Genomic DNA, 14,106 nt, shown 5'->3' on the forward strand with positions numbered 1-14,106 from the left:
CTACTAACACTGGCTCAGAATCGCTTGCGCTAAATTGCACAGCGCATTGAGAGCAAACCAGCTCCACATCCTCACATAGACACAGTGTAAAGCGAGTAGAAGTAAGCTTTCTGATTCATAAGCTCCTCAAAGCTTCCGCGCTCAATAAGCTCGCCGCTTTTCATCACAAGAATCTCATCATATTGCTTAAGCGAATTAGCATCCAAGCGGTGAGTTACCACAAGTCGAAGAATTCCTTGCAAATCCAAAATAGACTGCGTTACGTTCGTGCCCGTCTCGTTATCTAACGCGCTCGTTGCCTCATCAACCAGCAGAATCTCGGACTTTTTAAGCAAGCTTCGCGCAATAGCAATACGCTGCTTTTCACCGCCAGAAAGATGACTACCATTCTCACCACACTGATAATCCTTGCCTTTAGCAGCAATCAAATCATCCAAACCAGCCAAGTGAATCACGCGATCCACTTCCGAATCCGGGAACGGCTTAAAAAGCGTAATATTATCTAAAATCGAAGCATCAAACATAAACACAGACTGCTGCATAAGAGTAGTCTTATCGTAAAGCGAACTCTTGCTTACATTGCTAAGCTCGTGATTATTCAGCTTCACACTACCTTCATAATCCTTGTAGTATCCCATAAGCAGATTAATCAAACTACTCTTACCAGCTCCAGAAGGTCCTACTATTGCATAAGATTTTCCAGCTTGCAAAGTTAGATTTACATTTTTCAAGACTTTATGATCCAGGTCATAAGCGTACGAAACATCGCGCAAAACAACGCTTTTAATAGAATCGTCAATGATCTCGCCAGAATCTTCCTTAGCGTTACTCATATAATCAGCCATCTTGCTAATAAGCTTCTTAGCGCCCTTCATCTCGCCAAGCATTTGAGGAAGACTTGCAATAGGCTGAAGCACGCCATTCATCAAATTAGTGAAAGCTAACACCATTCCAGCAGTAATAACGCCCACGTGAGCGTTAACCATCCAAGCGCCAACAAGCATCACGCCAAGCTGAGTTCCAAGACTTGAAATAGTACCAAGAGCAGAAACAGTAGTCATCGTTTTTTCGCGAAGATTCTTAGTATGCTCAAGCTCCATCGACTGATTCTGATAACGGTTAATAACCTCTTGCTCCGCCTTAAAACTCTTAATAACCGAAACGCCGTTCAAAACATCCTTCGTTAAGGCTGTATAAGACTCGTTCGACTTGGAAACCTGCTCCTCGCGAGTGGCAATCCCGTTAGCTGTAAGAATCGAGCACGCCATTGGAAGCACAGAAATAATAAGAGCAATAACAGTGAGCAATGGACTATAATAAATCATAAGAGCCAGAGAGCTTATAAGCATAAGAACGTCTTGAACAAAATCAAAAATCTTCTTCAAATACTTTTCTTGAATACGCTCACAATCATTAGTAAGCACAGAAAGATACGTGCCGGAATTCGCGAGCGAAAAATCACTATAACTCTTCTGTAAAAGCTTCTTGATAACAGACTCTTTATACTGATTCATTGCTTTTTCAAGAAAGCGAGGGTACGAGCTGCGCTTCAACGCGAAAATCAGGGAGATTGCCAGCATAAAGGAAACAACAAGCAGCAAAATAGTAGTTAAAGAGAAAGCTCCTTTACCTGCCATATAGTCGAAAATAATTTGCAAAATCCAAGAAATAGCAGTGTAAATCATAGACAAGGAAATAAAAACTATCATCGAAAGAAAAGCTACAAGCTTGTTTTCCTTGAAAAATAGTTTTACGTAATTTTTTACGTCGGGATGTAGTTTGGATGATTGCTGATTCGCGGGCGATTGCTGATTTGCTGTATTGTCAGTTTTGTTCATTCTCGCTACCTCTCACTTCCTTTATATCTATTTGCTATTCTTGCTATTTTTGCTATTTTTCGCTAATAGCATTTTCGCAGCTAGCATTTTCGCTTTCGAATTGCTAATCCACTCTCTACTAAGTATTGAAAGACACACTATCATACTTATCCTGATTGGTCATGCTTATCTGCTTGATAACACCTATAAATGCTTAAACACACTTATACGTAATGCTTACTAGAAATAATAAGCATAGAGTTAAAAAAAAATCAAATCAAATACGCAACACCGCTTCAACACAAAGCTCAAGCGCATACGCTTTAGAATCCCCGCCCCAATTGCGCTCATCATAATTTTCAACATCGTGCAAAGTATCTGCAGTGTAAAGAATCTCACCCCAAACAATCTCACGCATTTGCGCACAAGCCGCTAAAGCAGAACACTCCATTTCAACAACCGCGCATCCCTCCTGCTTACGATTAGCAACTTTCGTCTTAGTCTCACGGAAGAACCCATCCGTAGTCCACGTTTTAACTTCATGATAAGGCAAATTATGCGCCTGCAAAGTTTGCAAAATAGCACGCCTCGAACGCTCTGAAACATCAACATAACGACTTGGAGGCAAATAATGATAAGAAGTCCCCTCATCCCTTAAAGCTTTATACGGAACCAGAAAAACGTTTTCCGCATAATCAACTAGCGACCCACAAGAACCAGCACTAACAACTTCCCTAACGCCGTAAGAAATCAACCAATCTAAGATCTGAACAGCAGCAGGAGCGCCAACTGGAGCTTGTACTAAGCAGATTTTTTGAGTTTCTTCTTCTACTTCGCTGTTTGCGTCTTCCTTTACTTTTTTCTCTACTTTTTCTTCCAAAACATATATTGGATATACTTTAGTTGCAGATTCAAAATTTGCTACAATCGTAGCTTTCCTACTTAAAGCATACTGATCGATTTCATCGCCTAAAAAAGCAAAAACCGCTTTAGATGGAAGCTGAACAGAAATATTATCGTGATTTGGTATAATAACCGCACTTTTATCGGAATCATACTCTAAAATCGGCAAATCATATTCTGCCATACAATCAGCTCCTTCATAAGATTAGCTCCATCCTACAAGCAACTCAATCCTATATACAAATACACGCATTAGTACACGAAAATCACAAAGTGGCCAATCTATGCAAATTCGCACTTAATGGCTACTAGAGAATCATATTTTCTGCATCATGTCCTGTCTTTTATAAAACCGCAGCAATCAATTTCTGAAAACTCAATAAAACCAACAGACTTATAAAAAGCAATAGTTTTTTCAGTGCAATCCGTGGTCAATTGAATTTGACGAACGTTAGGATAGCAATCCACAATCGCCTTTAACAAAGCAGACCCTATCCCCTGCCTTTGATACTCAGGCAAAACGAGAATATCTTGAATAAAAACAACCGTGTACCCGTCACCAACAGCCCTAATAATGCCAACTAGCTCATCATTTTTATAAGCAGCTAAAATCTTGAGCGAATTGTTAAAACCATTTTCCAAAGCAGCTAAATCATCTGTGTACGCAGACCAACCAACGGAATCATACAGCTTTGGAATATCTTCGCTATTATACTTTTTGTACTCTTTTATTTGCACGTCTGTTAAATTCATTTACAACAACGCCTCCAAACACTGTGAAATCAACGTTGAAACCCTAAATTTTCTAGCGTAATAACTCAGTATATCAAGTCGCCTATCTCTTTAACATAGGACTTTAATGCGCCAACTGCACCAGTGCCCAAAAACAGGCAAAATCAGACACTCGCGCAGAAAAAGGAGTACGTATCAAGGTATGCCAAACACAAATCAAGTTTGACAAACGCAAATCCATTCGCTATAGTCATCACCTATCACCATTTCGACGAGTAAAGGAGTGCACATGTATCATACAAATATGATGACAAACTGTTGTTGTGACGTATGCTGTTGCGCATTTCTTAATCGAAATGATGTTTGCAAGCATTAAATATGCATAACATCTAGCCTGTGTTAAAAGCATTTACGTTAGAACACAGCAAATTACGATTTAAGAAACAGCGCGCTGTTTCTTTTTTTATGCCAAAATTCGAATATAAAACGTTGAAAAGATAACAATTTAATACGGATTAGATATTAAACAGATAAATGGCATTTTTAGAAACAACTAATAAACAACAATCTCTTTATTAATAAAAAATTATTTTTTAAAAATTAAAAATAAACAAAATTAAACAAATTAAATTAAACAAAACAAACAAGTAAAACAAACAAGTAAAACAAACAAGTAAGGGGAAATATTATGTCCAACATCTACAAGTCCGTGCAAGAACTCGTAGGCCACACTCCACTTCTGGAGCTTACTCACATTGAAAAAGAGTACAATCTTCAAGCAAAAATCCTCGTAAAACTCGAATACTTCAACCCAGCAGGCTCTGTAAAGGACCGCATTGCAAAGCAGATGATTGAAGAAGCAGAAACCACAGGCACAATTAAGCCAGGCTCAGTAATTGTTGAGCCAACTTCCGGAAACACTGGCATTGGTCTTTCAATGATCGCACAAACAAAAGGATACAAAAGCATTATTGTAATGCCAGAAAGCATGTCTATTGAACGCCGAAAACTTATGAAAGCTTACGGCTCCGAACTCGTGCTCACACCTGCTAAAGATGGAATGAAAGGCGCAATTGCCAAAGCGAAGGAAATCGTTGAAAGCACGCCAAATGCGTGGACTCCGGGACAGTTTACCAATCAAGCAAATGTGCACGCGCACTACAACACAACTGGTCCAGAAATTTGGCAAGACACTGACGGAAACGTGGATATGCTTATTGCAGGCGTTGGAACAGGCGGCACAATCACTGGTACTGGCACATACTTAAAAGAGCAAAATCCGCATCTTGAAGTAATCGCAGTAGAACCAGCCGACTCCCCTGTGCTCGCAGGCGGAAAACCAGGAGCGCACAAGATTCAAGGAATCGGCGCAGGATTCGTGCCAGATGTGCTCAACAAAAACATTTATAATCGCATTGTTCACGTAACAAATGAAGACGCAATCGAAAACGGCAAGCTTATAAGCAAAAAAGAAGGCGTCCTCGTTGGTATTTCTTCCGGAGCTGCGATTTGGACAGCAACCCAAGAAGCAAAAAGAGAAGAAAACAGGGGCAAAACCATCGTTGCAATACTGCCAGATTCAGGAGATCGATACTTGTCTACCGCATTATTTGAAGACTAACTACATTTAGGAGCCTACTTTAAATACGCAAGTTTTGATTAAATAATAAAAGAATAATAAATAACATTATTAGATAATGATCAAAACTATAGAATAAAGAAAATAGAAAATAAAGAAAATAGCAAAATAACGGGAGAAATGTATGAATGATCGCCTTGATCTTATAAATCAACTGAACTCAATTCACGATTCAGACATAAGGCAAGCTACATTCATACCTAATTACCGCAATATTATTGCACTCATACATGCAACTCAGGTGTTACTTTTGCCTGAGTTGCATGTGCACAATGTAAGCAACGATACTACGCAACTCAACGCTAGTTTGAATAATAACGCTAGTTTGAATACCGTTACTTCAAACGCATTAGACACTATAGAACGCATTATATTTCACGAACTTCAATCCTATACAAGCAACTCAATTAAAATTCGAGAAACTTGCAATCAATTTATAAATACTCTTCCTGCAATTAAAAAGTTACTTTTAACAGATATTCAAGCCATGTATGAAGGCGATCCTGCTTGCACAAGCAAAGTAGAAGTCACGCTCGCATACCCTGGTTTTTATGCAATGCTTATTCACCGCACAGCTCACGCACTCTACAAGCTTAACGTGCCGCTAATTCCTAGACTTATGAGCGAATATGCTCACAGAAAAACCGGAATTGACATTCATCCAGGAGCAAAAATTGGTGCATATTTTTGCATTGATCACGGAACTGGCATTGTAATCGGCGAAACAACTATAATCGGCGAGCATGTTAAGCTTTACCAAGGAGTAACGCTTGGTGCGAAAAGCTTTGCGCTAGACGAGGATGGAAATCCTGTAAAAGGCGGAAAGCGACACCCGAATATTGGAGACAACGTAGTAATTTACGCAAATGCTACTATTCTTGGCGGCGAAACAACAATCGGAAGCGGAAGTATAATCGCAGCAAACGCGTGGATAAACCGCAGTATTCCTGCAAACACAACCTACCACTTCCCTAAAGCCTAATGCGCGCTAAAAATACCGATTCCACTTCTACTATTTTATTTGAACATCTGCTAGATTCATTTACAATAAACATCCAAATATAATAAAAGTGCGCGATCTAAAACGTAAAAACGGAAGAACGCGCACTAGCAAGAATACTTAGCAAAAACTAGCAACAGCAGAACATCTACTTTTTAAGTTGCACAGTCTCGTGATCCTTGCCCATTTTGAATTCAATACCTGCACGCTGCCACATGCGATATTCGCCAACCGCAGTAAAGAGAACATCCGTGGAAGAGTTAAGTGCGGTTTCGCAAGAATCCTGAATAACACCAATAATAAGACCAATAGCAACTACTTGCATAGCGATATCATTTGAAATACCAAACGACGAGCATGCAAGAGGTATAAGCAAAAGCGAACCACCAGCTACACCAGATGCGCCTGCAGCAGAAACTGCAGAAAGCACAGAAAGAATCACAGCAGTTGGAATATCGACGCGAATACCAAGCGTGTGAGCAGCACACAAAGACATGATAGAAATAGTTATAGCAGCTCCGCTCATATTAATAGTTGAGCCAAGCGGTATTGAAACAGAGTAATTATCTTTGTTGAAGCCAAGTTTTTCACACAAATTCATATTTACAGGAATATTCGCAGCAGAAGAACGCATGAAGAACGCTGTAACACCCGAATCGCGCAAAGTTCTAAAAACAAGAGGATACGGATTCTTGCCAGTAAGCATGAAAACCAAAATAGGATTAAGAATCAAAGCAACAACAGCCATAGTGCCTACTAACAAAGCAATAACGAAACCATACTCGCTAAAAATACGAAGACCGTTACTTGCAACTGTTGTATAAACAAGACCCATAATGCCAAAAGGTGCTGCGTTAATAATCCAGTGGACAATTTTTCCAATAGCAGACGAAATGTTATCGAAAAATGCTTTGGTGGAAGGCTCGGCTAATCGCAGAGCAACACCGAAAGCAATCGCCCAGAAGAGGATGCCAATAAAGTTACCTTTAACGAGAGCATCTACAGGATTAACAACAATATTTAGCACAAGTGAATTAAGCACCTCACCAATTCCTTGAGGAGACGGCGAAGACGCTGCTGCAACATGAGCAAAAGTAAAATCAACAGGGAAAATCATAGCCGCACATACAGCTACAAGGCTTGCAGTAAACGTAGATAGCGCGTACAGCCCTATTACCACTTTCATGTTGCCAACACTTTTTGCTTGCGCAAGCGCACCAATAACTAGGCAAAATACTAAAATTGGCGCAACAGATTTAAGCGCACTGACGAAAAGTTTTCCCATAAGATCGAGCACATAGACGTGAGCTGGCACAAAAATACCAAGTGCAGCACCGAGAAAAAGACCAATTACAATGCGTAAAATAAGGTCAATGTTATTCCATTTTTGAACAATCTTGTGCATGAGAGTCTCCTGTAATTTAGTTTGTGCAGAATGTTTTATACTCTTTTACGTGTATTAGCACTTGCAAGATTTTATTTTTTAAAGATTATACATAAGGATGCATATATATGCAAATTGTTAAGGTTTAATGTTTCGATGTTTCAATAACTTAGCAACTCAGTGACTAAACGCTTCAATAAGTGCTTTGTAAGCAAGATAACTCTTAAAATATAGTAAGCAACAATAACTTCCCGTGTAATCGCAAACTAAAATAGCAAAATGCCTCACTTTGCGTAGTAAAGAAAGACGCAAAGTAAGGCACATTTTACATTAACTTCATTATGCTAATTAACCCAATACTCAGCAAACTTACTGAATACAATTAAGCAAACATTAAGCAGCTCTAAAACTAGCTGATCTGCAATAACCAGACCAGCTAGCAAATATTCTACTTACTACTGTGACGAGAAGTACCACGACGCTTAGTTGAGAAAAGCGCAGCACCAGCAGCACTAAGAGTTGCAGCAAACAAGCCAAACACAGACACGTCACTACCAGTCTTACTAAGCTGAGCAGCACTACCACTCTTCAACACCTGAGCGCGCACAGAAGCACGAACATCAGCCGCATGAGCCTTAGCAGCAGCCAAAGCCTTACGAGCAGCAGAAAGCTTCTGAGCTGCAGCATCAACCTGAGCCTGGGTAGCATTCGGATCAGCAAGCAAACGTTTAGCTTCAGCCAACGCCTTCTTATACACATCCAAATCAGGAGCTTCACCAAGCAAGTAGGCAAACGACTTGCTAAAGCGAGAATCATCATCAACTTCAGCTTGCAATACCGTCTTATTAACACCATTCAAAGCATCTTTAGCATTCTTAAGATTCTTTAACGCAGTATCAACAAGAGCTTTACGATCTGCTTGAGACTTAGCAGCAAGATCCACACCCTTACCAGCAGGATCAGCTAGCTTAGATATAAGCTCCTTCGCATCTTGCAAAGTCTTATTATATGCTTGCTGCTTTTCAGCAGTATCATACACGTACTTTACAGATTCTTTCACACTATTCTCAAGAGCAATCTCAGCTTGCAAATCAGCAATATCAACACCATTTAGTGCAGCAGCTGCGGTTTGAAGCTGTTTAAGCGCATTATCAACCGCAGTCTGCTGCTGATCAGGAGTATTCGCTGATTGAGCATCCTTCGCATCAGCAAGAGCAGACTCAGCAGCAGCAAGAGCAGTATCATACGCAGATTTCTTATCCTGAACAGCATTCGTATACTGTACGGACTTCTTCAAAGAATCAGCTTTGTCAACTTCAGCCTGCAACTTAGACGTATCTACAGTTCCATTAAGAGCACTAGAAGCAGTTTCAAGCTTAGTCTTAGCATCGTTGATTTCTTGCTCAGTCTTGCCCTGAGGATTCTTCAAGATATCTTGAGCAGCTTGCAAAGCCTGATCAAACGCAGTCTTCGTAGTATCAGGAGCATTCATGTAAGCAATAGTCTTCTTCTTCGACTCGGCAGCAGTTACAACCGTCTGCAAAGCAGAGGTATCGTGACCGTCCAAACCAGTAACAGCATTATTAAGCGCAGAAGTAGCATCAGAAATTTCTTTCTCTGTTGCACCAGCTTTCTTTACAATGCTTTCTGCAGAGTCTATAGCATTGTTAAGAGCATCTTGCTTCTCAGCAGAAGCATTCTTATAAGAAACATCATTCTTCTTATCTTTTGCTTCTGCAAGCTTTGCCACCAATTGAGTCTTGTCGTTACCATCAAGTTCATTAACAGCTTGCTTGAGTGCAGTCAATGCAGTATCAACAGCTTGCTGCTTCTGCTCAGGAGACTTCTGAGACTGATCGTTCTTAGCTTCAGTAAGAGCGGACTCTGCCTCTTGCAAAGCCTTATCAAACGCAGACTTCTTTGCTTCAGAAGCATTCTCATACTTAGCATCGCCAACAGATTGAGGGTTAGTCGACTTCTTCAGCTTCTTAGAATCAGCAACTTTCTGCTCAAGTTCAGTTGTATTAACCGCTCCATCAAGACCGTTTATTGCAGTATTCAACTTATTCAAAGCTGTGCTGATTTCAGAATCAGTGTGACCGTGAGGAGTCTTAACAAGATCTTCGGCAGTCTTCAAAGCATCATCAAGAGCCTTTTTCTTAACAGCAGTACCATTCTTGTAAATAACTTCTTGCTGCTTAGCTTTTGCATTGGTGATAGCAGTCTGCAACTTACTCACATCGTTACCATCAAGTTCATTAACAGCTTGCTTGAGTGCAGTCAATGCAGTATCAACAGCTTGCTGCTTCTGCTCAGGAGACTTCTGAGACTGATCGTTCTTAGCTTCAGTAAGAGCGGACTCTGCCTCTTGCAAAGCCTTATCAAACGCAGACTTCTTTGCTTCAGAAGCATTCTCATACTTAGCATCGCCAACAGATTGAGGGTTAGTCGACTTCTTCAGCTTCTTAGAATCAGCAACTTTCTGCTCAAGTTCAGTTGTATTAACCGCTCCATCAAGAGCAGCTTTAGCAGAATTGATAGCATTAACAGCTTGAGCTACTTTCTCAGCAGTTGCATTAGCATCAGTAAGCACTGCATTACCATCAGCAATAGCTTCATTGTAAGTAATTTTCTTAGTCTGATCTGCGTTAATGTATGCGATCGTCTTCTTGAAGTCAGTGTCACCGTCAATAAGTTTTTGCAGTGCAGACTTATCAACAGTCTTGCCACCGAGATCCTGAACAGCCTTTTCTAATGCCTTCTTAATCTCATCAACCTTGGCACCATCAGCATTCATACCCTTAGTTGCATCAACAAGAGTAGATGCATTTGTGAACGCACTATCAAAAGCAGTCTTCTTATTATCCTTATAATCAGACTTTGCTGTAAGAGTAGACTTCTGACCATTAACAAGAGTTACAAGATCCTTGAGTGACTTCATTTTGCCGTCAAGATCTTTAGCCTTAGTAACAACATTATTGATAGCAGTTTTCACCTTATCAACAGTATCTAAATCACTCTTAGGGTCAGTTTCAGGATTTGCAACTTCTTCCTTAAGAGCCTTCTTCTGTGCATTATTAAGATTCTGAAGATTATCTATTGCAGTATTCGCATCTTTTCTAGTCTTTGCAAGCTCAGCTTCCTGAAGAATAGAATCAATGTCTTGTATAGAATCGGTATTTTTATCATCCAACTTTGCATTGAAGTTCGTAGCTTCTTGATCAGTAAGATCACCATGCTTCTTCAGATCAGCAATCTTCTTCTTAGCTGCAGCTTTAGCATCCTCAAACTCAGCATTGTTGAGAATCTCTGCAACTTTATCAAGACTATCGGTCTTACCTACCTCGTCTTGATACTTCTGCTTATCTTGTTCGTTGAGATTAGTCAACTCACCAATCTTCTTCTTAGCATCAGCCTTAGCCTTATCAAGACCTTCTTTATTACTGTTATCAGCAGCAGTCTGATTCTTATTAGCCTTTTCTTTAGCCTCTTGCTTTATATCATTTATAGCATTTGCATCAGTTGCCTTCTGAATCTTCTCAATAAACTGCTGCTTATCTTCAGGCGTAAGATTTTTATAATCTTCACCATTGCTAATTTCATCAATAGCAGCCTGCTTTTGCTTCTCAAGCTCAGCTTTCTTCTTAGCTTCTTCAGCCTTGCCTGTGTCTTGCTGCTCCTGTTGATTCTGCTTCGTTACCTCGCCATCAACCTTCGCATCATCTTTCTGCTGCTGCTGTTGCTTCTCCTGCTCAGCCTGCTGATCAGCTTGTTGCTGCTTTTGATCAGCTTCCTTTTGCTTCTTTTGATCCTGATCCTTTTGGAACTCGTTTATCTTCTCACGGATCTTTTCAGGATCAGTCTCAGTACCAATCTTCTTATCAAGTTCAGTCTTTTGCTCAGGAGTCAAACCAAGATCATTCTTAGCATCATTAATCTGCTTCTGAGCATCTTTCTTTTTCTTCTCATCTTGACCATGCTCATTAGCAGACTTAATAATCTTGTCTACATCTTCTGGCTTAGTAATATTGTTGATTTCACCTTGATGATCTTCCTTGAACTTCTTAATCTCTTGATCATTCAAGCCATTTTTCTTAAGAATCTTGTCAATAAGATTCTCAGCTTCCTTCTTAAGTTCTTTAGGCTGAGGAGCGGCAGCATTAGATACAAAGCAGTCGTTCTTAGTAAGACTGAATGCTAAATCAGAACCACCATATTTACTAGATTTTCTAACTTCAATGGAGTCGCCTAAATAAATTGTTACAATTCCATCTTCACCACCAAATCCACCTCTAACCAATTTAAGATTAGATCCATTTTTTTCAATCCACTGTCCACTATATTTGTAAAGTTGCATTCCATTACCTATACTGTCACCAGTAGTGGTAAGTTTATTCAGTAAGCCATCAGTCTTAGTTATAAAATCTGTAGTTATTTCAGCATTTCCTGATTTAACTTTCCAATTATCTTGAATGAACTTTATGACAAAACTATTCCAATCAGCAGCTTGCGGCTTATCCTTATCGGTAATAGCAATCTTAGTGATGTTGTACCTGTAGCCATTATTATCTTTTGTTTCAGTTCTTGGCTTTTCCGGATTACCCTTGGTATACACCAATTCAGAGTAGTCGAAGGTAGAAGTTGAATCATCATTAAACTTAACAGTCATAGTATGATTGCTGTCATCAAATGTGATAGCATTATTTTCATTCTTACCTTTTAGCTTGCTTTGAAGGTCATTATTGGCTGTTAAGATAGCTTGCCTAATAATTGACTGTTCTTGCTTTTGAATCTTCTTAGCATCTTGTACAGCTGTACGAGCTGGAAGCGTAATATTCGTCAAATCAGCGAGTGGCTTACGCTGATACACCAGCTTGTTGCCATCGAGCTTATCAGTAGACTTATCAGTATAAGTGATAGTTACGTTGCCTTGAGCATCTACTGTAATAGATTGCTTAGCTGCTTCTAAATTCTGAGGCTTACCAATAGCATTCATGAAGTCAGCTTTATTTTTATTTGCTTCATAAACTTTCTTCACAAGTTCTGTTTGCTCACCTTGAGTCAACCCTTGTGGATTTCCAACTGCCATTGGCACTGGATAGTACGGCGTAAACTTATCCGCAAGTGAACGCTGCTTCTTTACAAGATACTTGCCTTCAAGCTTTTTAGTTGAATGAGTACCAGTTGCATCCTTGAATGTGATTGTTGCATCACCATTAGCAGCAACATCAACCTTTTCTATAAGATCCTTAATCTTACTATTAGCATTCTTAATAGCATTTTCAACTTGCTTCTTCTCTGTTGAATCAAGAGAAGACGGATTCTTCACAGGAGTCAAATCCGGATACGTAATTTTTGTGCGCTCTGACAATGGCACGTAGCGTTTAGTCAGATTTTCCTTAGAAATAGTATCCGTAGAGTTATCTTTGTACGTTACCGTTGCGCTACCATCGTTATTGACTTTTACAGCCTTTTTGAAAGCATCTTCAGTTTGAGTCTGTTCCATACCTTTAAGTTTTTTCAGCACATCGGTATTACTCTTATTAGCTTCCCACAGCTTGCTAAGTATTTGTTTTTGTTCAGACTCTGTTGGCTGTCCAAATGTAGCAATTTCTGTAGCCTGAGGATAAGTAAGCTCTAATTCCTTGGAATAATCTGGCAAAGTTGGCGCAAGCACAACCTTACCAACAGTGTAATGCCAGTTACCCAATACCTGATACACGCCTGCAGCAAACTTCAACGGCTTTGTTTTATCGTTCAGTTTAATAACGAAGCTAATCTTAGATTTTCTATTGCCTCTACTCTCCCAGTTAATAATTAAAGAGTTAGTGGCTTTCCTATATTCTCTAGAAGTATCGAGAGTATTACCAGATTCATCATAACCGCCGGCTTCACCGGTCATTCTTTCCCAGTTATTCTTAAATTCAACACTTTGCTCTTTATTATCATCAAACCAGAAACGGCTTGCAGACTGATTCCAAGACTCCTTTGTATATGTTGCACCTGTTTGTTGAGAAGCCGAACCACCAGTCAACTCTTCGTCCTTATACAAAGTAATGCTATCGTTTACAATCGTGACGTCCTTAGGCACGCTCGCCCACCAGAATGGTCGACCACCCCACCATTCACCCTGAGAATTAAACTGGTACTCAACCTTATAATATTGTCCGTAAGTTTTTCTGTCTGCTGTTTCCTTATTATCGTTTTGTTTATCATCGCATGGCACTAGTTTAATATCCACATACCTCTGCGCCTTTGTAGAAGAATCGCGATTCGCATACCTATAGCTACCATCAGGAAGATTAAAACCATTAGCCCAAGCTTGATGAGTTGGCAAACCAGCACCACAAGCAAGCAAGCTTGCCAATGTTGCAGTCACAGCAATTTTCGGTAAACGTGAAATCGCATACGACTTACATGCTTCTAAACGAGTTCCACTTATCTCTTTCGCCATTGAACGAAGTGTACTCGGCTTCAAATACGCGTAATTTTTAGACACATGTAAAGCATTTTTAGCAGCTTGTGTTTTCTTAACCATTAACAGTCCTCACTTATATATTTTCTCTTCAACTCGCTCTGCAGACATAAACTCACATCTTGCAAAAGAGCTTGTTAATAGAGCAAAGGATAC

The 14,106-nt window shown here is 39.8% G+C and carries 7 protein-coding genes; 2 read left to right on the forward strand and 5 right to left on the reverse strand.

Annotated features, from left to right (window positions below):
- Positions 1-71: 71 nt before the first annotated feature.
- The 3 genes from HXT32_RS04200 to HXT32_RS04210 form a co-directional block, all read right to left on the reverse strand.
- Positions 72-1,838 carry an ABC transporter ATP-binding protein gene (locus HXT32_RS04200; protein ID WP_422118910.1) on the reverse strand — a complete coding sequence of 589 codons (1,767 nt, stop codon included), beginning with the start codon at positions 1,836-1,838 and terminating at the stop codon, positions 72-74.
- Positions 1,839-2,094: 256 nt separating this feature from the next.
- Complete coding sequence (locus HXT32_RS04205; RefSeq protein ID WP_012914012.1) at positions 2,095-2,904, reverse strand: nucleoside phosphorylase; 810 nt, start codon at positions 2,902-2,904, stop codon at positions 2,095-2,097.
- A gap of 146 nt (positions 2,905-3,050) precedes the next feature.
- Positions 3,051-3,473 carry a GNAT family N-acetyltransferase gene (locus tag HXT32_RS04210; protein ID WP_004110858.1) on the reverse strand — a complete coding sequence of 141 codons (423 nt, stop codon included), beginning with the start codon at positions 3,471-3,473 and terminating at the stop codon, positions 3,051-3,053.
- Positions 3,474-4,140: 667 nt separating this feature from the next.
- Here HXT32_RS04210 and cysK point away from each other — a divergent pair.
- The gene (cysK, locus tag HXT32_RS04215; protein ID WP_116431797.1) at positions 4,141-5,073 is read left to right on the forward strand and encodes a cysteine synthase A; all 933 of its coding nucleotides are present in this window, start codon (positions 4,141-4,143) and stop codon (positions 5,071-5,073) included.
- Positions 5,074-5,215: 142 nt separating this feature from the next.
- Positions 5,216-6,073, forward strand: coding sequence for a serine O-acetyltransferase EpsC (epsC, locus tag HXT32_RS04220; RefSeq protein WP_116431798.1), 858 nt, complete (start codon positions 5,216-5,218; stop codon positions 6,071-6,073).
- A gap of 166 nt (positions 6,074-6,239) precedes the next feature.
- Here epsC and sstT read toward each other — a convergent pair whose 3' ends face one another.
- Entirely contained in the window at positions 6,240-7,496 is a 1,257-nt protein-coding gene (gene sstT, locus HXT32_RS04225) for a serine/threonine transporter SstT (protein WP_421783094.1), read from the reverse strand.
- A gap of 427 nt (positions 7,497-7,923) precedes the next feature.
- A complete protein-coding gene (locus HXT32_RS04230) occupies positions 7,924-14,013 on the reverse strand; it encodes a GA module (RefSeq protein WP_422118911.1) in 6,090 nt (2,029 codons plus the stop codon).
- Positions 14,014-14,106 lie beyond the last annotated feature (93 nt).

Source organism: Gardnerella sp. DNF00747 (assembly GCF_049262675.1).
GTDB classification, from domain to species: Bacteria; Actinomycetota; Actinomycetes; order Actinomycetales; family Bifidobacteriaceae; genus Bifidobacterium; species Bifidobacterium swidsinskii.

Coding starts and splice junctions, on each gene's coding strand:
- HXT32_RS04200 (WP_422118910.1), bottom strand. CDS start 1,838: ATGAACAAAACTGACAATACAGCAAATCAGCAATCGCCCGCGAATCAG.
- HXT32_RS04205 (WP_012914012.1), bottom strand. CDS start 2,904: ATGGCAGAATATGATTTGCCGATTTTAGAGTATGATTCCGATAAAAGT.
- HXT32_RS04210 (WP_004110858.1), bottom strand. CDS start 3,473: ATGAATTTAACAGACGTGCAAATAAAAGAGTACAAAAAGTATAATAGC.
- cysK (WP_116431797.1), top strand. CDS start 4,141: ATGTCCAACATCTACAAGTCCGTGCAAGAACTCGTAGGCCACACTCCA.
- epsC (WP_116431798.1), top strand. CDS start 5,216: ATGAATGATCGCCTTGATCTTATAAATCAACTGAACTCAATTCACGAT.
- sstT (WP_421783094.1), bottom strand. CDS start 7,496: ATGCACAAGATTGTTCAAAAATGGAATAACATTGACCTTATTTTACGC.
- HXT32_RS04230 (WP_422118911.1), bottom strand. CDS start 14,013: ATGGTTAAGAAAACACAAGCTGCTAAAAATGCTTTACATGTGTCTAAA.